This window comes from Pseudomonas sp. CFBP 13710, from assembly GCF_014842235.1.
GTDB lineage: Bacteria > Pseudomonadota > Gammaproteobacteria > Pseudomonadales > Pseudomonadaceae > Aquipseudomonas > Aquipseudomonas baltica.
On sequence record NZ_JACYVJ010000002.1, the window covers coordinates 636,158 to 659,187 of the forward strand.

General features: G+C 62.7%; 23 protein-coding genes. 12 read left to right on the forward strand and 11 right to left on the reverse strand.

Features of this window, described 5'->3' with window-relative positions; genetic code table 11:
• Positions 1-7: 7 nt before the first annotated feature.
• Positions 8-466: an FAD/FMN-containing dehydrogenase gene (locus IFT44_RS07510; protein WP_192136896.1), complete on the reverse strand. Its 459-nt coding sequence runs from the start codon at positions 464-466 to the stop codon at positions 8-10.
• A 147-nt stretch (positions 467-613) separates the two neighbouring features.
• On the opposite strand from IFT44_RS07510, the gene IFT44_RS07515 reads away from it, so the two are divergent.
• Positions 614-1,210 carry a tRNA-uridine aminocarboxypropyltransferase gene (locus IFT44_RS07515; protein WP_192175687.1) on the forward strand — a complete coding sequence of 199 codons (597 nt, stop codon included), beginning with the start codon at positions 614-616 and terminating at the stop codon, positions 1,208-1,210.
• On the opposite strand, the gene IFT44_RS07520 is transcribed toward IFT44_RS07515, so the two are convergent.
• From IFT44_RS07520 to arsC, 9 genes are all read right to left on the reverse strand, one after another.
• A complete protein-coding gene (locus IFT44_RS07520) occupies positions 1,198-1,851 on the reverse strand; it encodes an HAD family hydrolase (protein WP_192175688.1) in 654 nt (217 codons plus the stop codon). The genes IFT44_RS07515 and IFT44_RS07520 overlap by 13 nt on opposite strands.
• Positions 1,852-1,875: 24 nt before the next feature.
• Positions 1,876-2,865, reverse strand: a complete 990-nt coding sequence (locus tag IFT44_RS07525; protein WP_192104207.1) for an ABC transporter ATP-binding protein — start codon at positions 2,863-2,865, stop codon at positions 1,876-1,878.
• 1 nt (position 2,866) lies between these two features.
• Entirely contained in the window at positions 2,867-3,664 is a 798-nt protein-coding gene (locus tag IFT44_RS07530; protein ID WP_122479202.1) for an ABC transporter permease, read from the reverse strand.
• A complete protein-coding gene (locus IFT44_RS07535; protein WP_122479201.1) occupies positions 3,651-4,493 on the reverse strand; it encodes an ABC transporter permease subunit in 843 nt (280 codons plus the stop codon). The genes IFT44_RS07530 and IFT44_RS07535 overlap by 14 nt, the downstream gene beginning before the upstream one ends.
• A 201-nt stretch (positions 4,494-4,694) precedes the next feature.
• The gene (locus IFT44_RS07540) at positions 4,695-5,759 is read right to left on the reverse strand and encodes an ABC transporter substrate-binding protein (protein WP_192175689.1); all 1,065 of its coding nucleotides are present in this window, start codon (positions 5,757-5,759) and stop codon (positions 4,695-4,697) included.
• Positions 5,760-6,073: 314 nt separating this feature from the next.
• Positions 6,074-6,745 carry a DNA-3-methyladenine glycosylase I gene (locus tag IFT44_RS07545; RefSeq protein ID WP_122479199.1) on the reverse strand — a complete coding sequence of 224 codons (672 nt, stop codon included), beginning with the start codon at positions 6,743-6,745 and terminating at the stop codon, positions 6,074-6,076.
• Between the two features lie 13 nt (positions 6,746-6,758).
• Positions 6,759-7,499 (reverse strand): type I pantothenate kinase, encoded by a 741-nt coding sequence (locus IFT44_RS07550; RefSeq protein ID WP_122479198.1) that lies wholly within the window; start codon positions 7,497-7,499, stop codon positions 6,759-6,761.
• 51 nt (positions 7,500-7,550) lie between these two features.
• Positions 7,551-8,156, reverse strand: coding sequence for an NAD(P)H:quinone oxidoreductase (wrbA, locus tag IFT44_RS07555; RefSeq protein WP_185793874.1), 606 nt, complete (start codon positions 8,154-8,156; stop codon positions 7,551-7,553).
• The gene (arsC, locus tag IFT44_RS07560; RefSeq protein ID WP_122479196.1) at positions 8,153-8,506 is read right to left on the reverse strand and encodes an arsenate reductase (glutaredoxin); all 354 of its coding nucleotides are present in this window, start codon (positions 8,504-8,506) and stop codon (positions 8,153-8,155) included. Before arsC ends, wrbA begins: the two co-directional genes overlap by 4 nt.
• Before the next feature lie 101 nt (positions 8,507-8,607).
• On the opposite strand from arsC, the gene IFT44_RS07565 reads away from it, so the two are divergent.
• The 11 genes from IFT44_RS07565 (at position 8,608) to IFT44_RS07615 (ending at position 21,139) form a co-directional block, all read left to right on the forward strand.
• Positions 8,608-9,093 carry a TlpA disulfide reductase family protein gene (locus tag IFT44_RS07565; protein WP_192057532.1) on the forward strand — a complete coding sequence of 162 codons (486 nt, stop codon included), beginning with the start codon at positions 8,608-8,610 and terminating at the stop codon, positions 9,091-9,093.
• A gap of 181 nt (positions 9,094-9,274) precedes the next feature.
• Positions 9,275-10,153, forward strand: a complete 879-nt coding sequence (locus IFT44_RS07570) for a hypothetical protein (RefSeq protein ID WP_122479194.1) — start codon at positions 9,275-9,277, stop codon at positions 10,151-10,153.
• On the forward strand, positions 10,150-10,287 hold the full coding sequence (locus IFT44_RS07575) for a hypothetical protein (protein WP_163007603.1): 138 nt from the start codon (positions 10,150-10,152) through the stop codon (positions 10,285-10,287). The genes IFT44_RS07570 and IFT44_RS07575 overlap by 4 nt, the downstream gene beginning before the upstream one ends.
• A gap of 379 nt (positions 10,288-10,666) precedes the next feature.
• The gene (locus IFT44_RS07580; RefSeq protein ID WP_192057531.1) at positions 10,667-14,446 is read left to right on the forward strand and encodes a bifunctional nitrate reductase/sulfite reductase flavoprotein subunit alpha; all 3,780 of its coding nucleotides are present in this window, start codon (positions 10,667-10,669) and stop codon (positions 14,444-14,446) included.
• A 269-nt stretch (positions 14,447-14,715) separates the two neighbouring features.
• A complete protein-coding gene (nirB, locus tag IFT44_RS07585) occupies positions 14,716-17,277 on the forward strand; it encodes a nitrite reductase large subunit NirB (RefSeq protein WP_192057530.1) in 2,562 nt (853 codons plus the stop codon).
• Entirely contained in the window at positions 17,277-17,639 is a 363-nt protein-coding gene (nirD, locus tag IFT44_RS07590; protein WP_192104220.1) for a nitrite reductase small subunit NirD, read from the forward strand. Before nirB ends, nirD begins: the two co-directional genes overlap by 1 nt.
• 80 nt (positions 17,640-17,719) lie before the next feature.
• Positions 17,720-18,655: a pca operon transcription factor PcaQ gene (gene pcaQ / locus IFT44_RS07595; RefSeq protein WP_192175690.1), complete on the forward strand. Its 936-nt coding sequence runs from the start codon at positions 17,720-17,722 to the stop codon at positions 18,653-18,655.
• Between the two features lie 158 nt (positions 18,656-18,813).
• Positions 18,814-19,575 carry an FKBP-type peptidyl-prolyl cis-trans isomerase gene (locus IFT44_RS07600; RefSeq protein ID WP_122479189.1) on the forward strand — a complete coding sequence of 254 codons (762 nt, stop codon included), beginning with the start codon at positions 18,814-18,816 and terminating at the stop codon, positions 19,573-19,575.
• Positions 19,576-19,844: 269 nt separating this feature from the next.
• A complete protein-coding gene (locus IFT44_RS07605) occupies positions 19,845-20,291 on the forward strand; it encodes a YkvA family protein (protein WP_122479188.1) in 447 nt (148 codons plus the stop codon).
• A gap of 117 nt (positions 20,292-20,408) precedes the next feature.
• The gene (locus IFT44_RS07610; RefSeq protein WP_192057528.1) at positions 20,409-20,771 is read left to right on the forward strand and encodes a helix-turn-helix domain-containing protein; all 363 of its coding nucleotides are present in this window, start codon (positions 20,409-20,411) and stop codon (positions 20,769-20,771) included.
• Complete coding sequence (locus IFT44_RS07615) at positions 20,768-21,139, forward strand: hypothetical protein (protein WP_192053898.1); 372 nt, start codon at positions 20,768-20,770, stop codon at positions 21,137-21,139. The genes IFT44_RS07610 and IFT44_RS07615 overlap by 4 nt, the downstream gene beginning before the upstream one ends.
• A gap of 4 nt (positions 21,140-21,143) precedes the next feature.
• Here the strand turns inward: IFT44_RS07615 and IFT44_RS07620 are convergent, their stop codons facing one another.
• Positions 21,144-22,907 carry a bifunctional diguanylate cyclase/phosphodiesterase gene (locus tag IFT44_RS07620; RefSeq protein WP_192175691.1) on the reverse strand — a complete coding sequence of 588 codons (1,764 nt, stop codon included), beginning with the start codon at positions 22,905-22,907 and terminating at the stop codon, positions 21,144-21,146.
• Positions 22,908-23,030 lie beyond the last annotated feature (123 nt).

Sequence of the window (23,030 nt, forward strand, 5' to 3'; positions counted from 1 at the left end):
CAGTGGCTCAGCGCGCCGAGAGCGCGCTGGCCAGTTGCTGCGGGTCATTGAAGGTCTTGATGTCAACCACTACGCCATCCTTGAGTTCCAGCCACTGCACGGTTTCCCGATCACCGTTGTAGCGCGGCGCCACCCGGCCCTCTTCGTCCAGCAGGATGCGGTAGTTGAGTTTCTTCATGCCCGGGATGGCGATCCACTTGGCCACCGAAGGCATGTGCTCGATATCCGCGATGTAGGCCGCATGCCGTGATTCGAGAAATTCCTTGGGCCGCTTCTCCATTGCAGTCCCCATCAACTGGGCGGCGTCCATGCTGCGTGCGACGATGATCAACTGGGTCTGGTCGCTGAGCGAGTAGGGTTGTTCGAATTGGTCGAGCAGGGTCCACGGACCCAGGCGTTCACCGATCTCCGTGGCCTGGGCAGTAAGAGACAGCAAGCTGAGAAGTAATGCGCAGCAGTATTTCATTGCGGCAAGGTCCTGGGACAGTGGGGTTTACATTAGAGCGGATCGGCCACGTGGGTACAAAGGTTTAGCGGCACCATGGGTGACTTTTTCCGTGCTGATCGATCGAGCAAGGTGTTGCCTGTTCGCCGCGCCGTGGCACAATTGCGCATGTCCAGACCCCAATGCCCGCGCTGCCACCGCCCCCTGGCCCACTGCCTGTGCGCCCTGATCCCGAACCTGCCCAGCCATACGCGGGTGCTGATCCTGCAGCACCCCAGCGAGGTCGATCACGCCCTCAACACCGCGCGCCTGGCTGCGTTGGGCCTGCAGCAGTGCGAAATCAAAGTCGGCGAAATCTTCGAAGACCTGCCCCAGTGGCTGGCCCAGCCGGGATATCAGCCCTGCCTGCTGTTTCCCGGGGAACACAGCGAAGCATTGAGCGCCTACGAGCCCGCCGCCCAGCGCAGGCTGCTGGTGGTACCGGATGGTACCTGGCGCAAGGCACGCAAACTGCTGCACCTCAATCCGTTACTGGCCGCCTTGCCCGGGGTTCAGTTGGCAACCGCCGAGCCTTCGCGCTATCGCTTGCGCAAGGCACCCGGCCCCGGCGCATTATCGACCCTCGAAGCCATCACCCAGGCGCTGGAAGTGCTCGAATCACCGGCATCCTTTCAGGCTTTGCTCAAGCCCTTCGACGCGCTCATCGAAGGTCAGATCGCTGCCATGGGCGAAGAGGTCTATCGGCGCAACCATCAGCGCCATTGATGGATCGGCCAGCCGGCCTTTTCGGCATGCTCGCGCAGCACCGGGTCGGGGTTGACCGCATGAGGCGCCGGTACTTCCAGCAGCAGCGGCAGGTCGTTGCGTGAGTCCGAATAGAAGCTTGCGCCTTGCAGGGTTTCACCCTCGTCGTGCATCCATTCGCGCAGGCGCTTGATCTTGCCCTCGCGGTAGGTCAGTACGCCCACCGTATTGCCACTGTAGGTGCCGTGCTTGAGCTCGAGCTCGATGGCCAGCACATCGTCGACGCCCAGGCGCGCCGCGATGGGCCCGACCAGGTGAATGCCCGAGGCGGAAATGATCAGGATGCGGTCACCGGCCGCGCGGTGGGCGGCGATGGTGCGGGTGGCGTCGCTGAAAATGATCGGCTCGATGAAATCTTCCACCCACGGCTCGACCAGGTGTTCGACCTCTTCCGGCGTGCGCCCGAGCATGGGCTCCAGGCTGAACGCCATGTAGTCTTCCATGGCCAGCCGACCCTCGTTGTAGGCCTGCATCAGCTCGTGGTCGCGGCGCATGAAGGACTCGGGATCGACCCAGCCGAGGCGACCCATCTGTTCGCTCCAGAGCGAAGCACAGTCGCCGTGGATCAGGGTTTCGTCGAGATCGAAAATCGCTAGAGCCATGTGGAACCTCCCGTGGAAAGACGCTCAGGCTACCTCACAAAGTGCGTCTGGCCCAATCGTCAGGGACACCCTTTGGCCGTCGGGCAGCAGGTCGGCGGCGGTACGGTTGAGCACGTCCACCAGCAACTGCACGCCGTGGGCCTGCACCCGGTAGCGGATTACGTTGCCCAGCAGGCTATGGCTGCGGATCTCGCCGTCCAGGGCACCGTCAATCCCCAGTTCGATGGCTTCCGGGCGAATCGCCACGCGGGTGTGGATCGGCCGCTGCAGCAGGGCGCTGGCTTGGGCGGCATCGAGCAGGTTGTAATTGCCGATGAAACCGGCAGCGAACGCATCGACCGGCGCCGTGTACAGACTTTGCGCATCGCCGCTCTGGACGATGCGGCCCTTGTTCATCAGGAAGATGCGGTCGCTCATGGTCAACGCCTCTTCCTGGTCGTGGGTGACGAAAATCGTGGTCAGACCCAGTTCCCGCTGGATCTGCCGGATCTGCTCGCGCAGGTGCTTGCGGATACGTGCATCCAGGGCCGACAGGGGCTCGTCGAGCAGCAACAGGCGCGGGCGGGTGACCAGCGAGCGGGCCAGGGCGACCCGTTGGCACTGGCCGCCGGACAACTGATGGGGATAGCGCCCGGCAAACTCACCCAGCTCCACCAGCGCCAGGACCTCGGCCACGCGGCGTGAGCTTTCGGCGCCCTTGACCTTTTGCATGCGCAAGCCGAAGGCGACGTTCTGTTCCACGTTCATGTTGGGAAACAAGGCATAGCTCTGGAAGACCATGCCGATATCGCGCTTCTGCGGGCCAAGCGGAGCAAGGTTTTGGCCATCGAGCAGGATTGTGCCGGCATTGATCGGGGTCAGCCCGGCAATGGCGCGCAACAGGGTCGACTTGCCGCAGCCGGAGGGCCCGAGCAGGGTGATGAATTCGCCTCGCTCGACGGTGAAGCTGATATCGCTGAATACCTCGGTAGTGCCGTAGCGCTTATCCAGTCTTTCGACGCTGACGAAGCTCATATCAGTCTTTGTCCTTGTTCAAGCGATTGGCACCCCAGGTGAGCAGCAACACGAAAAGAAAATAGGAGATCACCAGCGCACTGTTGAAGTGGCCGCTGCTGTTGCGCATGTTGTTCAGGTAGACCTGCAGGGTTTCGTAGCGGGTGCCCACCAGCAGGTTGGCGAACACGAACTCGCCGAACAGGAACGAGAACGAGAGCAGCAGGGCGATCATCAGGCCTTTGCGCAGGTTGGGCAGCACCACCAGAACAGCCGCCTGGAACGTGCTGGCGCCCAACAGCTGCGCTGCGTCCATCAGGTCGCGCAGGTTGATCGCCTGCAGGTTGTTGGTGATGGCGCGGTACATGAACGGCAGGGCCACGGTGAAATAGCAGCCGATCAGGATCCAGGGTGTGCCGACCATGGCCAGCGGTCCCGAGCCGTACAGGTTCAACAGGCCTACCGAAGACACCACCGGGGGCACGGCAAAGGGCAGCAGGATGAGAATGTTCATCAGCGCATCCAGCCGCGGAAAGTGGTAGTGCACCACGAACAGCAGCGGCAGGATCACCAGCACCGACAGCACCAGCGCACCGACGCAGACCACCAGCGACTGGCCAAAGGCCTGGAGGAATCGCGGGTCGCCCCACAGCTGCAGGTACCACTTGAAGGTCAGCCCGCTGGGCAGGATCGATGCCGACCAGCTGGTGGCGACCGAGTACAGCAGGGTACCGGCCAACGGCAGCAGCAGAATCAGGAACAGCAGCCAGACCACGGCCCGGTGGTAGAGGCCGGGTGCGTCGAGTTCAGCGCGCGACATGGTAGCTCCTGCGCAACAGCCATTGATGGACAAGGGTGACCAGGGTCATCAGCCCCACCAGAATCATGGCCAGGGCGCTGGCCAGGTTGGGGTCCAGACTGATGTCGCCGGCCACCATGGCGGCGATGCGGATCGGCAGCACGTTGAAATTGCCGGTGGTCAGCGCGTACACCGTGGCGTAGGCACCCAGGGCATTGGCCAGCAGGATGACGAAGGTGCCCAGCAGCGCAGGGGTCAGCACCGGCAGGCCGATGTGGCGCCAGTAGGCCCAGCCGTTGGCCCCGAGCAGGGCAGCGGACTCGCGCCAGTCTTCGCGCAACGCGTCGAAAGCGGGGTAGAGCAGCAGTACGCCCAGCGGGATCTGGAAATAGGTGTAGGTGATGATCAGGCCAGTCTTGGAGTACAGGTTGAAATCGTCGATCAGGCCGCTTTGCTTGAGCATCATGGTAATCGCGCCATTGAAACCCAGCAGGATGATGAAGGCGAACGCCAGCGGTACGCCGGAAAAGTTGCTGGTCATGTTGGCGAAGGCGCTGACGAAATCCCGTAGCCGTGAGTCGACCCGTCGCAGTGAACTGGCGCCGATGACGGCGATGACGATGCCGAACAGGCTCGACCAGAAACTGATTTCCAGGCTGAACTGGATGGCCTGGCGATAGAACCGCGAGCCGAAGGCCTTGCTGAAGTTGTCCAGGCTCCAACCGGCGTCGGTCTGCACGCTGTGGATCGCCACCCAGGCCAGTGGAGCGATCTGGAAGACGAAAAAGAACAGGGCGAAGGGCACCAGCAGTAGCAGGGCCAGGGTTCTGCCGCGGGTGGGGGTGGTCACTGTTGCATGGCTCCGGGGTGTCAGGGATGTCGGCGTTGGCGGCTTCGCGGCCGCTGACCGCTCCTACAGATGTTGCGGGGTATCGGAGGTGATCGGTGTTGGCCTCTTCGCGGGCAGAGCCCCGCTCCCACAGGGATCGACGCTCCTGCTCATGTGGGAGCGGGCTCTGCCCGCGAAGAGGCCCTACCTGATGCACCGCGATCACTGCATTTCGAAGATCACCTGTTCCTGCCACTGCTGTGGCAGGGCCTTGGAGCTTGCTTCCCAGACGTCCGGATTCTTGATTGGCGTGACATGGCGATACTGCTCGGCTGGCAGCAGCTTGGCCGCGACATCATCCGGCAGCTTGATGTGGTCCGCACGGATCGGTCGGGCGTAGCCGCGTGCCAGGTTGATCTGCCCGGCATCGCTGAGGATGTACTCGCGGGCCAGCTTCGCGGCATTCGGGTGCTTGGCGTACTTGTTGATGATGGTGGTGTAGCCGGAAATCACCGACCCGTCCGAAGGGATCAGCACATCGAAGCGTTTCGGATCGATCTGGTCGCGATAGCTCAGGCCATTGAAGTCCCAGACCACACCCACTTCGATCTCGCCTTTTTCCAGGGTCTGGATGGTCGGGTTGGCCAGGGACAGGCGTTTCTGCTTGGCCAGTTCGGTGAACAGTTGCAGGCCCGGCGCCAGGTTGCTTTCATCGCCCTTGAAGGCGATCGCTGCCGCCAGCACGCCGTTGGCTGCCTGGGCTGCGGTGCTGACATCCCCAATGGCCACCTTGTACTTGCCGTTCTTCAGGTCCGCCCAGCTCTTTGGGGCATCTTCGGGTTTGACCAGCTGCTTGTTGACGATGAAAGCGATGGTGCCGGTGTAGGCCAGCATCCAGTGGCCATCGGCATCCTTGGCCCAATCGGGGATCTGCGCCCAGGTGGACGGCTTGTAGGCCTGGGTCACGCCCTGTTTGGTGGCGATGGGGCCGAACGCTGCACCGACATCGCCGATATCGGCACTGGCGTTGTCTTTCTCGGCGGCGAACTTGGCCACTTCTTGCGCCGAGCTCATGTCGGTGTCCATGTGCTTGAGGCCGTACTTGTTGGCCAGGTCGTCCCAGGTGCCCTTCCAGTTGGCCCAGGCGTCGGGCATGCCGACGCTGTTGACCATGCCTTCGGTCTTGGCCGCGGCTTCAAGGGTTTGCAGATCGGTATCTGCGGCCGAAGCCAGATTGCACAACGCGATGCTCGAACCTAACAGTGTGGCCAGGAAAAGCTTTTTCATCCGGTGCTCCTATGGGCGCCTATCGAAACGAGGGGACTGTCGACGACTGGATTGATCTGGATTCAGCAATACCCGAGCCAACGTAGGTGACGCTCATGACATTTTGACGTCGAGCACGTCGGCCACAGGCATGCCCAGGGCAGTCGTGCCCTTGGAGGCTAAGCGTAGACGAGATTTGCCGCTTCGATCGGTGCTCAGGAAAGGCAGTTGCAAGCGGACATGTACACAAGGGTATGCACGGACACGCTGTCGCGGGACAGCAGCAGAGCAGGACCGCGAGCCGGGCCCTGCAACCAAACGGATGCATCAGTGCATCAGTGGTTCACGGTAAAGGCGAGCATCGCCGAGAGCTGGCACATCGGTCGACCGCTTTCGGCATGCCACTGATTGAATGCCGCCTGGACCGCCGCCTGATCGCGTTTGGAACTGGGCACCTTGTCGACGATCTCCTGGGCGCTCAGCGCCGCTACCACGTCCCAACTGGGAATGAAGGTGTCCTTGCCCACCATGCGCAGGAAGCGTGGCGCCGACAACCCGCCCATCTGATTGCCATGCTTGGCGATGTACTGCCACAGCCCGGTGATGTCCTCTACCGGCCAATCGGCGATGAAGTCACCGAAACTGCCGTGTTCCATGGCCACGTCGAGAATCATCTGGGCGTTGCGCGGCACGCTCTTGAGTTTGCCGAAATGGCGGATGATGCGCGTGTCCTGCATCAGCCGTTCCAGGCGCTCGGCGCCCATCAGCACGATTTTCTCCGGATCGAAGCCGAAGAACACCTCTTCGAAGGCAGGCCATTTCGAGTCGACCAGGCTGTGCTTCAAGCCTGCGCGGAAGACCCTCAGGGCCATGGTGGACAGGTAGCGGTCGGCGCTGATCTTGCGCAGCTGCGCCGCAGACTTGGCCGTCGGCAAACGCGCTTCCAGCGCCTTCTGCGAGCCGAAGCGATTCAGGCAGTACTCGTTCAGCCACTTGTAGTCATGCATGGAACCGGTGTCCTCAACTGCTGGATGAATGCACGGGCAGGTCGCCTTCGCGCAGCCAGACCTCGTCGATGCGGTGGTCCGGTGCCTTGTGCAGAATCATCTGCGCCCGATCGCGGGTCACCAGGATGTTTTCCGTGAGGTTCTTCAGGTTGACCTCTTCCCACAAATAGTCGGCGCGCGCCTGTGCAGCGTCGCCCGATAGAGTGGTCAGGCTCATGAAGCGTTCCATGTACCAGTGACGAATGTCCGCAGTAGGCGCATCCAGGTAGATGGAAAAGTCGTGGGCGTGGTCCAGCTGCAGGATGTTCAGGCCTTCCAGAATGAGAATGTCGGGCTGGTCGATCAGGTGGAAGTGGGTGTCGATGTCCTTGAGCGCCTGTGAATAGACCGGCACCTGCAAACCGCGCACACCTTGCCTGAGGTCATGCAGAAACGCCTTCAGGTCGTCGGTGCGATAGCTTTCCGGGAAGCCCTTGCGGGGCATCAACTGGCGTTGTTCCAGAATCCGGTTGGGATACAGAAAACCATCGGTGCTGACCACCTCGACCCGCGGTGCTTGCGGCCAGCGCTCGAACCGCTCCTTGAGCAGCGTGGACAGGGTGCTCTTGCCCACGGCGACGCTGCCGGCGATGGCCACCACGAAGGTGTGCCGATGGCCCAGATAGTGCTGGTGGATGTGTTCACTGATCCAGGCCAGCGGCGACTCGTCGCCGAGGGCCGTGGCGGGGTACTTGGTGTAGGTGTGGATACTCAAGCGTGACCCGCCATCGTGCGATTCAACCTGCGATTCAACCCGAGATTCAACTTAGCCACGCGGTGTGCTCAACAGTTGTGCGGTCTGGCCCAGACGCTTGCCCAGCGCCCGGCAAAGGGTCTTTTCGTGCTCGTCGAGCAGGCGCTTGCCGTCGGCGCCGGCGTGGTGGCTGGCGCCATACGGGGTGCCGCCGCCCTGGGTTTCCACCAGTGCCGACTCGCTATAGGGCAGCCCGGTGACGAGCATGCCGTGGTGCAGCAAGGGCAGCAGCATGGACAGCAGGGTGGTTTCCTGGCCGCCGTGCAGGCTGGCAGTGGAGGTGAACACGCCGGCCGGCTTGCCGACCAGGTCGCCACTGAGCCACAGGCTGCTGGTACCGTCGAGGAAGTACTTGAGCGGCGCGGCCATGTTGCCGAAGCGCGTGGGGCTGCCGAGTGCCAGACCGGCGCAGTTCTTCAGGTCGTCGAGGCTGGCGTATACCGCGCCTTGCTCGGGAATTGACGGTGCGACGGCCTCGCACTCGGTGGAGATCGCCGGCACGCAGCGCAGACGTGCCTCAAGACCGCTGGCCTCGACGCCGCGGGCGATCTGTCGGGCCATCTCGGCGGTCGCGCCGTGGCGGCTGTAATAGAGCACCAGGATGTAAGGTGTGTTCACGCAAGAATCTCCAGGACGTTTTCCGGTGGCCGGCCAATCACCGCGCGCTCACCGTTGACCAGAATCGGACGCTCGATGAGTTTCGGGTGGCTGGCCATGGCTTGCACCAGTTGTTCTTCGCCCAGCGTCGCGTCGGCCAGGTCCAGGGTCTTGTATTCCTCTTCGCCGGTGCGCAGCAAGGCTCGGGCGCTGACGCCCAGCTTGCCCAGCAGGGCGTGCAAGGTGGCCGCATCGGGAGGCGTTTCCAGATAGAGCACCACGACGGGCGCAAGCCCGCGGGCGTGCAGCAGCTCCAGCGCCGCGCGTGATTTGGAGCAGCGCGGATTGTGGTAAAGGGTCAGTTGGGTCATGGGAAAAGTCGCCTCCGGCATCCAGTGGCGGGTATTCTAACCACGTGGCGGTATTCGGTCGCCTTTTTCGCATGGCCTCAGGAATAAGGAAGGATAGACCCATGAACTGGCGTATCAAGACCCACATCGCGCCGCTGGCTGGCCTGTTGCTGGGCGCCCTGCTGCTGAGCGGTTGCGGCGGCGACTACGGGCCCGATCAGCATGGCACGCAGGTCGGCGCCAAGACGCTGGACAAGCAGTGGCTGGTGATCAACTACTGGGCCGTATGGTGCGGGCCGTGCCGCCGCGAGATCCCCGAACTCAATGCGCTGTCGCAGAGCCTGGAAGGGCAGGGCGTGCGCGTGCTCGGGGTGAATTTCGACAACCTGCAGGGCGCCGAATTGAGCGCCGCCGCGAAGACCCTGGGAATCGACTTCACGGTGCTGGCCCAGGATCCAGCACCGCGCTTCGAGCTGCCCCGCAGCCAGGCCTTGCCGGTCACCTATATCATCGACGCCCAAGGCAAGGTGCGCGACCAGTTGCTCGGTGAGCAGACCGCCGCCGGCATCAAGGCGCGCCTGACAGCCCTGCAGCGCGGCGAAAGCTGAGAAGCCGCAGGTAGGGGGTTTGCCTGATGTTGCACTCCGGCTCTAAGGGGCTGGCTGACTCATACGCGGCTTCGCACAGCTGATGGATGCTGCCTGCGTGCGTTGAGCCCAGGCATGCGGGTGCTAGTATTCACAGATGCCGCCGCGAGGGGGAAATCGATCACGAAGATCGAGTCCGTCCATGGATGTAATGACCGGATTAAGGATGATTATTTTGAAGGATCGAAGCATAGAAGTTACTTATGAGAAAATGTATGCCTATGAAGAGGAGATAAAGAACAGTATTTCCATCAAGACCCAATTGATATTCACTGCCATCTTCGCGCTCTTGTCCGTATCTGCGTATTTGGCTAGATTTCTGGACTTCACTGAACGTCATGGTATTGCTTATGTGATCGCTTCTTTGATTCTATTGGTGATTGTCATTATTTCGGTTTCTGTTTATTTCAACTGCAGGGCATTCAGTGGGTCTGAGTTCAATCGAATGCCATATGCCGCTGAGGTAAAGAAATACCATGACGACCAACTAAACTATAACAGTGAGGTCAAGAAATATAATTTCCAGGTCAGCCATGCCGAACAACTTGATCTCGTAGACCCCATACATGAAACCGAGTCTTATATTTCCCAAACCTACGTGCGGTGCGCAACTCATAACGCATTGGTCAACGAGCAACGTTCAAGATGGGTCTTCAAATCGGTTGCAGCCTTCCTGATCGCGTGCATACCTCTCGTGTTGGCAAGCGTCCTGTTCGTTGTCTTTGATATGGATACATCGTCTCCGAGAAAAAACCTGTCTATCAGGGACAGCTATGTAGGAGATGAGATCTCGTCGTTAAAGAATCAGCTCCTTGCTGGTCCTGGACGTAATCAGATAGCAGATTTGGAAAAAAGGACTATAATTCTGGAAAATGCTTTGCTTGCAATGAGGTCGAGAACATTGAGTGACTCTGAAAAAGCCACTGCTGAACAGCAGTCAAAGCCTCCAGCTCCAGTCAAACCTGCAGCCCCCCCTCGTCGAATGACATTGGATGAGGCGCCACCAGGAGAAAGAAAATGAAACCCGACAACGAGAAATCCAAGCCGAATGGCTATATCAAGCCGATTCCGCCGAAGAAACCTTCTGTCCCGGTAGTAAGGCGCGTGGTCAATGAAAAGGTGATCAACAGAAGCGAAATTGCTTTAGGTGGCTGAAGCGCTGATCAATGATCATTGATTGGCCGCAGACTCACTGCACCAGATAGATGATGCCTGGGTGCGCTCATGATCAACTGTAAGGCTTGGCGCCTTTTTTTACGTTGTCCATCTTGCTGAGTCGCTGAGCACCCACGGTGCATAGCGCGCCTCAACGGTGCGCCGCACCTGAAAATTCCTGACCCACTCAACCGCGCTGACCCTCGTTTAACGTGATCCGCTCGATCCGATGGGGTTGGCGCATGTATTGCAAGCACCCTCGCACACAATGCAATCGATGCCGATTGCCCCCACACGACAACGGTGCCGTGCTGCCCGCTCTGATGAGCGAAGGCAGCCGGCGCCGTTTTTGTTTTGTAGCCAGCAGCGAGGAACGCCGATGACCCGCACTTCTGTCCGTAGCGTGTGCCCGTACTGCGGGGTGGGCTGCGGTATCGTCATGACCGTCGAGAACGATCGGGTGGTCAAGGTCAGCGGTGACAAGCAGCATCCGGCCAACGCCGGGCGCCTGTGCACCAAGGGCAGCAGCTGTGCCCAGCCGCTGACTGATCCGGGCCGGATGCAGCATGCCTACGTGCGCCACGGGCGCGACCACGAGCCGGTGCAATCGAGCATGGACGCGGCCATTGCGGACGCCGGTGGCCGTTTGCGGCAGATCCTCGATGAACATGGCCCGGATGCAGTGGCTTTCTATGTTTCCGGGCAGATGTCGCTGGAAGCCCAGTACCTGGTCAACAAGCTTGCCAAGGGCTACGTTCGCACTCGGCACATCGAGTCCAACTCGCGGCTGTGCATGGCCAGTGCGGGGAGCGGCTACAAGCTGTCGTTGGGTGCCGATGGCCCGCCCGGTTCCTATGATGATTTCGATCACGCCGACGTGTTCCTGGTGATCGGCGCGAACATGGCCGACTGTCATCCAATTCTGTTCCTGCGCCTGCTGGACCGGCTCAAGGCGGGCGCCAGGCTGATCGTCGTCGACCCGCGACGTACTGCCACTGCCGACAAGGCCGACCTCTTTCTGCAGATCGAGCCGGGCACCGATCTGGCCTTGCTCAACGGCTTGCTGCACCTGTTGCATGCCGATGGCGCTACCGACCCTGCGTTCATCGCGGCACACACCGAAGGCTGGGAGGAATTGCCAGCGTTTCTGGCCGACTACACGCCGGCGCGGGTCGCCGAGATCACCGGCCTCGATGAAGGAGCGATCCGTCAGGCCGCGCAGTGGATCGGCGGCGCGGCGAACTGGATGAGTTGCTGGACCATGGGGCTGAACCAGAGTATCCAGGGCACCTGGAACACCAATGCGCTGTGCAACCTGCACTTGGCCACGGGCGCCATCTGCCGTCCGGGCAGTGGGCCGTTTTCCCTGACCGGCCAGCCCAATGCCATGGGCGGACGCGAAATGGGCTACATGGGGCCTGGTCTGCCCGGCCAGCGCTCATTGCTGGTGGACGCGGACCGGGCCCATGTCGAGCGGCTCTGGAACATCCCTTCCGGCAGCCTGCGCAAGGAAGGCAACGCCGGTACCATCGACCTGTTCCGGCGAATGGGCGAGGGCGCGATCAAGGCCTGCTGGATCATCTGCACCAACCCGGTGGCCAGTGTCGCCAACCGCCGGCAAGTGATCGAGGGCTTGCAGGCCGCCGAACTGGTGATCACCCAGGATGCGTTTCTCGATACCGAAACCAACCGCTACGCCGACGTCCTGCTGCCGGCTGCGCTGTGGGCCGAAGCGCAAGGAGTGATGATCAACTCCGAGCGCAACATGACCTTGATGCCCAAGGCCGTGAACGCACCGGGACAGGCCTTGGCCGACTGGCAGATCATCGCCCGGGTGGCCTGCGCCATGGGCTTCGCCGAAGGCTTCGACTACGCCAGCGCCGAGCAGGTCTATGAAGAGCTGCAACGGTTCGACAATCCGCAGAGCGGCTATGACATCCGTGGCGCAGGCTATGCGCAACTGCGCCAGCAGCCACGGCAATGGCCCGCTGCCCCTGGCCAAGACGATCCGCGCAGCCCGATTCGCTACCTGACCGACGCCGGGCCGCGTTTTCCGACCGCCAGCGGCCGCGGACGTTTCTTCGCCCGTCCGCATCTGCCGCCCGCCGACCTGCCCGACGGCCAGTTCGCGATGGTGCTCAATACCGGCCGTCTGCAGCACCAGTGGCATACCCTGACCAAGACCGGCAAGGTCGCTACGCTGAACAAGCTCGACCCTGGCCCGTTCATTGAAATCCACCCCGACGATGCCGAGCGCCTGAGCATCGGCGAGGCCGATCAAGTGCAGGTCCGCTCGCGGCGCGGCCAGGCGGTATTGCCGGCACGCATCAGCGACCGAGTGCGGCCAGGCAATTGCTTCGCGCCGTTTCACTGGAGCGATGTCTACGGCAGCGACCTGGCCATCAATGCGTTGACCAGCGACGCCAGCGATCCGCTGTCGCAACAGCCCGCGTTCAAATTCGCGGCCGTGGCCCTGCAACGGGTCGGCTCGCCGAAGATCACCCTGCACGACCTCGATCCAGCGCTGGCCGAGGCTGTTGCGCCGCTTGCCGGGCAAGGGGGGACCCTGGTGCTCTGGGCCTCGCAGACCGGCAACGCGCAGGCCATCGCCGAGCGCTGCGCGCAGACCTTGCGCGAACGCGGTGCCCTGGTACTGCTGCGCGGCATGGACGCGATCACCCCCGCCGACCTGTTGGCCGAGCGCGACGTATTGCTGGTGACCAGTACCTTCGGCGACGGCGACGCACCGGACAACGCCGTGGGCCTGTGGGCGCAGCTGCAGGCCGAGCGGATCGAGCGCTGCTCGGGCCTGCGCTACGCTGTGCTGGCTCTGGGCGATTCAAGTTATGGACAGTTCTGTGGCTTCGCCCGCAAGCTGGACGAACGCCTGCACCAACTGGGCGGGCAGCGCCTGCTTGCCCGTGTCGAGTGCGAACCCGACGATCAGGAACTCGCCGAGCAGTGGACGCAGGACGTCGGCCTTTTGCTTGCTGGCGCAGCAACGGGCAGCACGCCTGCGTTGGCGACCCAGGACCCGCCGCTGTACACCCGCAAGCGGCCATGGCTCGCGCGGGTCCTGCACAATCAAGTGCTCAATGCGGCAGGTACCGAGAAGGAAGTTCGCCATGTGGTGTTCGACCTCAAGGACAGCGGGCTGGTGTACGAGGCCGGCGATGCGCTTGGGGTGTGGCCGAGCAACTGCATGAGCCTGGTCGAGGAACTGCTGGCGTGCCTGGGCCTGGACAGCAGCGAGCGGGTGATGCTCAAGGGGCAGGGTGAACAGCCGCTGGCGGTGGCGTTGCACAAGCATCTGGACATTACCCGCATCACCCCGCAGTGGCTGGCGTTCATTGGCCAGCGCTGCGCCGACCCGCTGCTGGCCACGCTGCTCACGCCCGACCGCGCCGGTGAGCTCCAGCAATGGCTGTGGGGTCGGCAACTGATCGACCTGCTCGACGCCTTTCCCGTCACACTCACCACGCAGGAACTGCTTGGCCTGCTCAAGCCGCTGCAGCCGCGGCTGTATTCCATCAGCTCGAGTGCCCGCACCGACCCGCAGCAGGTGCACATCACCCTCTCGACGGTGCGCTATCACTGCAACGAGCGTGTGCGCAGCGGGGTGTGTTCGGGCTTTCTGGCGGATCGCTCGGCGGCGGCGCTGGTACCGATCTTCGTGCACAAGGCCACCGGGTTTCGCGTGCCCAGCCAACCCGAGACACCGATGATCATGGTCGGACCGGGTACCGGCATAGCGCCGTTTCGCGCCTTCCTCCACGAGCGGCAGGCGCTCGGCCACAGCGGACGCAATTGGCTGCTGTTCGGCGAGCAGCGCGAGCTCAGCGACTTCTACTACCGCGACGAGCTGCACGCCTGGTTGCGCAGCGGCCATCTGCATCGGCTCGATACAGCGTTCTCCAGGGATCAGGCGGAAAAGATCTACGTCCAGGACCGCTTGCGCCAGCAGGGTGCCCAGGTCTGGCAATGGTTGCAGCAAGGTGGCCATTTCTATGTCTGCGGGGATGCCAGCCGGATGGCCAAGGATGTCGATGCGGTGCTGCGGCAGGTAGTGGCCGAGCACGGCGGCATGAGCGAGGTACAGACCGAGGCTTATATGGCGCAGCTCAGTCGCGACAAGCGCTACGTGCGGGATGTGTACTGAAACGGTGCGTGGTGCACTGGGATGGGTCTTGTTGTCAGTGAGGGCTTCTTCGCGGCGAGCCCTCTGCCCGCGGAAAGGCCCTACCTGACACACACCAAACCACCCTGGCACGCAATCTGCTTTCACCTTGGCCAAGTCCCGGTGATCAACGACGATCACCCTACCGGACAACCTCAATCCGACCATCAGGCAAAGGCGCCTGGAGCATTCGCTCCAGGCGTTTTTTTTTGCCCGATGGTCAGGACACCGTGACCCGCTTGGAGATACCTATGAATGCGCTCGTGAACCTCAGGCCCCGGCAGAAGCTCATCGTTATCGGCAACGGCATGGTCGGTCATCATTGTGTCGAGCAGCTGATCGAGCGCAGCGCGGTCGATCGCTACGAGATCCATGTCTTCGGCGAAGAACGCCAGCGCGCCTACGATCGAGTGCACTTGTCCGAATACTTCGGCGGCTCGTGTGCCGAAACCCTGGCCTTGGGCGATGCCCAGCTGTATGGCCTGCACGGCGTCACCCTGCACCTGGGGCAGCCGGTACTCGAGATCGATCGCCAGGCCCGCGAAGTCGTCACCGCCACTGGGCGGCATGGCTACGATGTGCTGGTACTGGCCACCGGCTCGTTCCCCTTCGTGCCACCGATTCCAGGTTGCGAAGGCAACGCACGGCTGGTCTATCGCACCCTGGACGATCTGGACGCCATTCGTGCAGCCGCGTGCGGTGCGCGCCGTGGTGTGGTGGTCGGCGGCGGTCTGCTTGGCCTCGAAGCGGCGAATGCCTTGAAGTCGCTCGGGCTGGAAGCTCACGTGGTCGAATTCGCCTCGCGTCTGATGCCCGTGCAATTGGACGTCGACGGCGGCGCTGCCTTGCGTGCGCGCATCGAGGCATTGGGGGTGGGCGTGCACACCTCCCGTGCCACGCAGAACGTCGAGGCCGGCGAGACCCATCGCTACCGGATGAACTTCGACGGCGGCGAGTTCCTGGAAACCGACCTGATCGTATTCTCCGCCGGCATTCGTCCACAGGATGCGCTGGGCCGCGCCTGCGGCCTGGAGATCGCCGCCCGCGGCGGCATCGTCATCGACCCGCACTGCCGCAGCAGCGACCCGGCGGTGTATGCGATCGGCGAATGCGCTTCGTGGAACGGCAGCGTCTTCGGCCTGGTGGCCCCGGGCTACAGCATGGCCCGCAACGTCGCCTGTGAGCTGGCCGGGGAGGCGCCGGTCGCGTTCAGCGGCGCCGACATGTCGACCAAGCTCAAGCTGTTGGGCGTCGACGTCGGCTCCATCGGCGATGCCCATGCCACCACGCCGGGCGCCAAGAGCTACCGTTTCATCGACGAAGCCAACGCCAGCTACCGGCGCCTGGTGGTGGACGCCAGCGGCAAACACGTTCTGGGCGCTGTGCTGGTCGGCGACAACAGTTACTACGACACCCTGCTGCAATATGCTCAGAACGGCATCGCCCTGCCGGCCGATCCTTCGACGCTGATCCTGCCGTTGTCCGACGGTGCACCGACCCTGGGCGCCGATGCGTTGCCGGACACCGCCATGATCTGCTCTTGCCACAACGTCAGCAAAGGGGCGATCTGTTCTGCCATCGATGGAGGCTGTGGCGACCTGTCGGCGCTCAAGTCGCAGACCAAGGCCTGCACCGGTTGCGGCGGCTGCGCCGCGCTGCTCAAGCAAGTGTTCGAACATGAGCTGATTGCCCGCGGCGTCAGCGTCGACAAGAGCCTGTGCGAGCATTTCGCCTACACCCGCGCCGAGCTTTATGCCCTGGCCCGTGTCGAGGGCATCGCCAGCTTCGAGGACATGCTCGCCCGCCATGGCCGCGGCGCAGTAGGTTGCGACGTGTGCAAGCCCACTGTCGGCAACATCCTCGCCTCCTGCTGGAACCAGCCGATCATGGACCCCTCGCTGGTGCCGCTGCAGGACACCAACGACACGTTCATGGCCAACATGCAGAAGAATGGTACCTACTCGGTGGTGCCACGCATTCCGGGTGGTGAGATAACCCCGGACAAGCTGATCGCCATCGGTGTGGTGGCGAAGAAATACGACCTCTACACCAAGATCACCGGCGGCCAGCGCATCGACCTGTTCGGTGCCCAGTTGCACGAGTTGCCGGAGATCTGGAGCGAGCTGATCGAAGCCGGCTTCGAGACCGGTCATGCCTACGGCAAGTCGACCCGTACCGTGAAATCCTGTGTGGGCAGCACGTGGTGCCGCTACGGCGTGCAGGACAGCGTGGCCATGGCCTTGCGCATCGAGGATCGCTACAAGGGCCTGCGCTCGCCGCACAAGCTCAAGTTCGCCGTCTCCGGCTGCACCCGCGAATGTGCCGAGGCGCAGAGCAAGGATATCGGCGTGATTGCCACCGAGAAGGGCTGGAACCTCTACGTGTGCGGCAACGGCGGCATGCGTCCGCGGCACGCCGAACTGTTCGCCACCGATCTAGACGATGAACAGCTGATTCGCTACATCGACCGCGTCCTCATGTTCTACATCCGTACCGCCGACAAGCTGCAGCGCACCTCGGTTTGGCGCGAAAGCCTGGAGGGCGGGCTGGAATTCCTCAAGCAGGTCGTGCTGGAGGACAGCCTGGCCCTGGGCGCCGAACTCGAAGCGCAGATGCAGCGGGTGGTCGATCACTATGAATGCGAATGGGCCAATGCCCTGAAGGATCCGGAAAAGCTCAAGCGCTTCCGCACCTTCGTCAACGACAAGCGTGCGGACCCGGGTGTGCAGTTCGTCAAGGAACGTGGCCAGCGTCGCCCGGCGCAGGTGGGCGATGTGGTCACGTTGATCCCGGTGATGGAGGAGGTGTTGTGATGCAGGCGGCCAAGGCGGTGCAAGCGATGGACTGGCAAGCAGTGTGCGATCGAGCGGACTTGATCGCCAATTCTGGTGTAGTGGTATGGCTGCACGGCGACCAGGTGGCAGTGTTCTATCTCCCCGACGCGGGCGAGGGCCGGGTGCTGCACGCCATCGACAACCACGACCCGCGCTCGGGCGCCAATGTGCTGGGGCGTGGCATCGTCGGGTATCTGCAGGGCGAGCTGGTGGTGGCTGCGCCGCTGTACAAGCAGCATTACTGTTTCAGCGACGGGCGCTGCCTGGAGGCGCCGGAGCAGGGCATCAGGGTGTGGCCGGTGCGCTTCAATGGTGATCGGGTGGAGATTGGCAGGGTCTAGGGTGGTCTTGCTGGCCTCTGCCCGCGAAGAGGCCCTGACTACCAAAGCAAACCCCATGGCCCAATGCTACGATTGGCGCCATGAACCTCCACAGCCGCATCAAATTCCGCCACCTGCTGTGCTTTCTCGAAATTGCCCGCCAGGGCAGCTTCGCCAAGGCTGCCGATGGCCTGTCCATCAGCCAGCCGGCGATTTCCAAGACGCTCAAGGAACTCGAAGACCTGTTGCAGACCCGTCTGTTCGACCGCGACAAGAGCGGCGTCGAACTGACCGCCGCCGGCGTGCGCTTCATGCGTTATGCCGGGCCCTGCGTGCAGGCCTTGCGCGACGGCGTCAGCAGCTTGCGCGGCGAGCCCCACGAAGCCCCCCAGGTGCGCATCGGCGTGCTGTCGACCGTGGAAAGCCAGCTGTTGCCCGAAGTACTCTGCCGCCTGCACGAACGCCACGCCGCCCTGGTGGTCAGCGTGGCGACCGGCCCGGGTGCCTACCTGCTGGCGCAACTGCACGTCGGCGAACTGGACCTGGTGATCGGCCGCATGACCGACAGCCCGCAGATCCAGGGTCTGTCGTTCGAACACCTGTACAGCGAATCCATGACGCTGGTGGTGCGCCCGGCGCATCCGCTGCTGCAGATGCGCCCGCTGAGCGCCGAACAGGTCGGCAGCTATCCCTGGGTGCTGCCGCTGGCCGGTACGACTATTCGCAAGCATGCCGACAGTTTGTTCGTGCAATGCGCCATCACGCCCTCGGCGCAACGTCTGGAAACGCTTTCACCGACCCTCAGTCGACGCTACGTCGCAAGCAGTGACGCCATCTGGGTGGCCCCGCGCGATGCGGTGCAGCGCGATATCGCCACCGGCCAGCTGTGCGAACTGGATCTGGGCGTGCACGAGCCGGGTGGTTCGGTGGGTATCTGCCGCAACGCCGCGCTGCCGCTGGCCTTGCCGGCTCAGTGGCTGTGCGAGGTGGTGCGTGAAGTGGCTGCGCACTACGGCCAGGCACCCAGCCCTGCGTGACACATGTTTCATCCAGCCGCTGCCGCACCACTTTCCTTTTGCTGGCCTGAACTTATCGTCTTTTTGCCTCTCTCATGCCGGTAGCCATTGGTCGTGGCCGCCTGATAAGCTCGCGGCCTCATTCGATTGCCCTTATGGCGCATGAACAAGGAAATAGCATGAAACAGCATCGGTTGGCGGCGGCAGTTGCCTTGGTCACCCTGGTCCTCGCAGGTTGCGATTCCCAGACCAGCGTCGAGCTCAAAACCCCGGCGCAGAAAGCTTCCTACGGTATCGGCCTGAACATGGGCAAGAGCCTGGCTCAGGAAGGCATGGACGATCTCGACTCCAAGGCCGTTGCCCTGGGTATCGAAGACGCCGTCGGCAAGAAAGAGCAGAAGATCAAGGACGACGACCTGGTCGCAGCCTTTGCCGATCTGCAGAAGCGCGCCGAAGAACGCATGACCAAGATGAACGCCGAGGCGCAGACCGCCGGCAAGAAGTTCCTCGAGGACAATGCCAAGAAAGACGGCGTGGTCACTACCGCCTCCGGCCTGCAGTACCAGGTCATCAAGAAGGCCGAAGGCGCCCAGCCCAAGCCGACCGATGTGGTTACCGTTCATTACGAAGGCAAGCTGATCGACGGCAAGGTCTTCGACAGCTCCATCGAGCGCGGCGCGCCGATCGATCTGCCGGTCAGCGGCGTGATCCCGGGCTGGGTCGAAGGCCTGCAACTGATGCACGTGGGCGAGAAGGTCAAGTTGTTCATTCCGGCTGATCTGGCCTACGGCGCGCAGAGCCCGAGCCCGACCATCCCAGCCAACTCGGTGCTGGTGTTCGACCTCGAGCTGATCGCCATCAAGGACGCAGCCAAGGCTGCCGCTGACGCTGAAGCTGCAACCGACGACGCTGAAGTCGAAGAAGCAGCACCCGCCAAGTAAGCTGCTTCGTTTCCCGGAACGCCCCGTCTCGACGGGGCGTTTTCGTTTGAACCGGGTCTGTGCCAATGGGTCTTAAAGGAAGCGGCAGTAACTGTTTTCAGAACGCTGCGTCAAGGATTTTCGTGGGTTTTTTGTGTGAGTAAAAAACGCCCGATTTGACCTCAGCCCTTGGAAACCGGGCAGGTCAGGCGCGAAAAGCGGCTCTGTTCACAAGGTTATCCACAAATACTGTGGATAACCTCAAACCATCATTCGGCATCGGAGGGCTCATGAAAGCACCTTGGAATTTCACTCGTTTCCTGCCCATTGCCGAACGTGTCCTGAGTCGAGGCCGTCTGCCGGCCCTGATCTTCGCCGTGGCACGCAAGGGCAAGGGCTACCGGTTGGGCGCTTTGAAAGAGGACGTGCAACTGCTGCAGGCCCTGTGCCTGGCGTACTGGCGCGGCGAGTACCGCAGCATCAGCCCCAAGGCACTGGTGTCCATCGTTGCCGGACTGGTCTATTTCGTCAGCCCCATCGATGCGATCCCCGACTTTTTGATCGGTGTCGGCATGCTCGATGACATTGCCGTGTTGGCCTGGGTGATGAAGACCCTGTCCGGGGAACTCGATGCGTTCCGTGCCTGGCGTCAGCGTCAGTCGCCGGAGAAACTGCGAGTGCTCGAACGCCTGCCAGCCTCGGAGAAGGATCTGGAACTGGAAAAGTCCCACCGCTGAAGCCGCCCCGCTGGCTTTGGCGCGCAGTTAACGCCCCGGAGTCGGCAATCCCCTGTTAACATTCCGCCATTACGCTCGCATCGTCCGATGTGCGCGCTCATCGGGCGGGAGGATGCAATGGGGGTTCAAGTGATCAGCCGCGACGGCCAGCCGGAGTATGCGGTCGTGCCATGGGACGAGTATCAGCGGTTGATTGCTGCAGCTGCGGTCAACCCGGTTGGCGCCTCTGCCGACGTCGCAGCCTCGCAGCCTGCTGCCGGCCCTGTCGGCGCTGCGCCGCTCGCCCCCCCGCCAGGCTTCGAGCGTCTGCGCGAACTGCGCGAGGCGCAGGGCCTGCCGCTTGAAAGCCTGGCGCGCGCCGTGGGCATCAGTCCCTCCTACCTGTCGATGATCGAAACCGGCGAGCGGGAGCCGGATGCCGCCATTCGCCGCAGCCTCGCCTGGGAGTTGGGGGTGCCGGGCTGGAGCACCCGCTCGTGAGCGTGCGCATCAGTCGGCAGCAATGGGACGGCCTGCTCGGCGAGCTGGACCACGCTCGCCGCCAGCGTCACCTGCTCACCTACCGCGCGCTGCTCGAACGCCTGGAATTGCCCACGCCCGCTATGCAGACACTGACGGCGGCACTCGAATACCTGGCCATGATCGACGCCCGCGCCGATCAGCCACTGCGCAGCTCTCTGGTGATCAGCCAGGGCGCCAGCCGCCTGCCGCGTACCGGTTTTTTCGAGTGTGCGGAAAAACTCGGACGTTTCTGCGGCCCGTCGGATGGCGTTGCCGCCGCCTCGTGGCATGCCTCGGAAGTGGCGCGGGTGTTCGAATACATCTACCCGCCCACTACGACGGCCTGAGTCGTCAGGCCGACTCGGCGAGCTGCGTGTCGATCACGTGCACACTGGACCCCTGGACCTCTTTGGCCAGGTGCTTGGCCTGCGAAGCCATTTCCGCCAGTTGACTGCCATCCATGAGGCTACAGGCCTCGGCCCGCAAATGAACCACGCCGATGGACAGCGACAGCAGGGCAAATCGTTGCTGCTCGCCGCGACGATCCGTGGCCAGAAAACAGCCTGCTTGCAGATGCTCGGGGCGATAGAAGCGCCGGCACTGGTGCTGGAAGTCTTCCTGTAACTGACTCAGGCGCCGGCACCAGTCGGCCGGACTGATGACCAGGATGAAATCGTCGCCACCGATGTGGCCGACGAAGTCTCGGCTCGGATCCACGCGCTCGCTCAGGCACTGGGCCAGGCACAGCAGCACCTCATCGCCACGTGCGTAGCCATAGATGTCGTTGAAGGGCTTGAAGTTGTCGATGTCCACATAGCAGATGATCGCCTCGCGGCCCTGTTCCAGCACACGGGTCAGGCACTGCTGGATCGGCACGTTGCCAGGCAACAGGGTCAAGGGGTTGGCATGCCTGGCCTGCTGGATTTTCAGCTCGGTGATCAGCTTGAGCACGTCGATGACCCGGCCCAGCCCCAGGTAGCACCCACCCTGGATGACGATGAAGTCTTCCTCGATGCGCTGCCGCGCACGCCCGGTGAGCAAACGGCTGACCTGTTGCAGCGATTGTTTGCAGTCCACTGCCAGAAAATCATTGCTCATCAATCGGCTGATCGGCTTGCGCGCGAACAGCTCGGTGGCGAATGGCTTGAGCAATGCATCGGACAGCGAGTGCCGATGAACGATGCCGCAGGGGCGCCGCTCGCCGTCGACGACGGCGAGGGTGTTCAGGTTGGCCTGCAGCCGGAAGGCTTCCAGGACCTGCTGAGTCGGCGTATCGCGATGCACCGCAGCCTGCTCGATGATCAACGGTGCGAGGTCGCTGCCGTTGTCGCCAAGCGGCGGATTGCCGTCCTCGAGCCGCGGGACCAGCCCACGTGCGTCCCGTGGCGGCTGTTCCTGAGGGCGGCAGAGCAGATAACCCTGGACCAGGTCGACACCCATTTCGATCAATACCAGCAACTCCTCGACCAGCTCGATGCCTTCGGCGATCACCTGGGCCCGGGAAGCCTTGGCGATCTGCAGAATGGAACCGACGAATTCGCGCTTGAGCGCATCCTGGTGAATGCCGTCGATGAAGTGTCGGTCGATCTTTACGTAGTCCGGACGCAACTCGGACCACAGGCGCAGGCTTGAATAGCCTGCACCCAGATCGTCCAGGGCAATCGAAAAGCCCATGGCGCGGTAGTGATGCAGGGCGTTGAACAGCAGTTGGAAATCGTCGGTAGGAGTCTGCTCGGTGAGTTCGATGACCACCTGGCTCGGGCTGATGCCGTAGCGCTGCAACAGCTGCAACGTGCGGCCGTCCTCGTGCAGCGGTTCGAGCAGCGACTCGGGCGAGACGTTGAGAAACAGCTTGCCGTCCAGGCGCTGTTCGCTGAAACGGCGGCAGGCGGTTTCCCGACACATCACTTCCAGCTCGTTGAGCCGACCGGCCTGGCGTGCCACCCCGAACAGATTGATGGGCGAATGCAACGGGCTGTTCGACGGCCCCCGGCTCAATGCCTCGAAGCCCAGTATCTGCCGTTGCGACAGTGACACGATCGGCTGGAACAAGCAGTGCACACCGCTTTGGGCAAGAATGGTGTCCAGGGCGCTGAGCTGTTCAATGACGGTCATCGGTTCCTACCTTGCTGAATGTCGTGCTGGCCGGTCGCGCGAACGGGTCGAAAGCCGCGGGCCAGACGAAAAAAAGACCCGCTGCAGGCGCAGCGGGTCCCTATTTCACGACAGCTTCATGTC

What these genes read in the sequence shown, in the direction of transcription:
- IFT44_RS07605 (WP_122479188.1), top strand. Translation starts at nt 19,845, where the DNA reads ATGAAAGCACCTTGGAATTTCACTCGTTTCCTGCCCATTGCCGAACGT.
- pcaQ (WP_192175690.1), top strand. Translation starts at nt 17,720, where the DNA reads ATGAACCTCCACAGCCGCATCAAATTCCGCCACCTGCTGTGCTTTCTC.
- IFT44_RS07520 (WP_192175688.1), bottom strand. Translation starts at nt 1,851, where the DNA reads ATGGCTCTAGCGATTTTCGATCTCGACGAAACCCTGATCCACGGCGAC.
- IFT44_RS07575 (WP_163007603.1), top strand. Translation starts at nt 10,150, where the DNA reads ATGAAACCCGACAACGAGAAATCCAAGCCGAATGGCTATATCAAGCCG.
- IFT44_RS07580 (WP_192057531.1), top strand. Translation starts at nt 10,667, where the DNA reads ATGACCCGCACTTCTGTCCGTAGCGTGTGCCCGTACTGCGGGGTGGGC.
- nirD (WP_192104220.1), top strand. Translation starts at nt 17,277, where the DNA reads ATGCAGGCGGCCAAGGCGGTGCAAGCGATGGACTGGCAAGCAGTGTGC.
- IFT44_RS07510 (WP_192136896.1), bottom strand. Translation starts at nt 466, where the DNA reads ATGAAATACTGCTGCGCATTACTTCTCAGCTTGCTGTCTCTTACTGCC.
- nirB (WP_192057530.1), top strand. Translation starts at nt 14,716, where the DNA reads ATGAATGCGCTCGTGAACCTCAGGCCCCGGCAGAAGCTCATCGTTATC.
- IFT44_RS07525 (WP_192104207.1), bottom strand. Translation starts at nt 2,865, where the DNA reads ATGAGCTTCGTCAGCGTCGAAAGACTGGATAAGCGCTACGGCACTACC.
- IFT44_RS07565 (WP_192057532.1), top strand. Translation starts at nt 8,608, where the DNA reads ATGAACTGGCGTATCAAGACCCACATCGCGCCGCTGGCTGGCCTGTTG.
- IFT44_RS07515 (WP_192175687.1), top strand. Translation starts at nt 614, where the DNA reads ATGTCCAGACCCCAATGCCCGCGCTGCCACCGCCCCCTGGCCCACTGC.
- IFT44_RS07610 (WP_192057528.1), top strand. Translation starts at nt 20,409, where the DNA reads ATGGGGGTTCAAGTGATCAGCCGCGACGGCCAGCCGGAGTATGCGGTC.
- IFT44_RS07570 (WP_122479194.1), top strand. Translation starts at nt 9,275, where the DNA reads ATGGATGTAATGACCGGATTAAGGATGATTATTTTGAAGGATCGAAGC.
- IFT44_RS07620 (WP_192175691.1), bottom strand. Translation starts at nt 22,907, where the DNA reads ATGACCGTCATTGAACAGCTCAGCGCCCTGGACACCATTCTTGCCCAA.
- IFT44_RS07540 (WP_192175689.1), bottom strand. Translation starts at nt 5,759, where the DNA reads ATGAAAAAGCTTTTCCTGGCCACACTGTTAGGTTCGAGCATCGCGTTG.
- IFT44_RS07545 (WP_122479199.1), bottom strand. Translation starts at nt 6,745, where the DNA reads ATGCATGACTACAAGTGGCTGAACGAGTACTGCCTGAATCGCTTCGGC.
- arsC (WP_122479196.1), bottom strand. Translation starts at nt 8,506, where the DNA reads ATGACCCAACTGACCCTTTACCACAATCCGCGCTGCTCCAAATCACGC.
- IFT44_RS07530 (WP_122479202.1), bottom strand. Translation starts at nt 3,664, where the DNA reads ATGTCGCGCGCTGAACTCGACGCACCCGGCCTCTACCACCGGGCCGTG.
- IFT44_RS07600 (WP_122479189.1), top strand. Translation starts at nt 18,814, where the DNA reads ATGAAACAGCATCGGTTGGCGGCGGCAGTTGCCTTGGTCACCCTGGTC.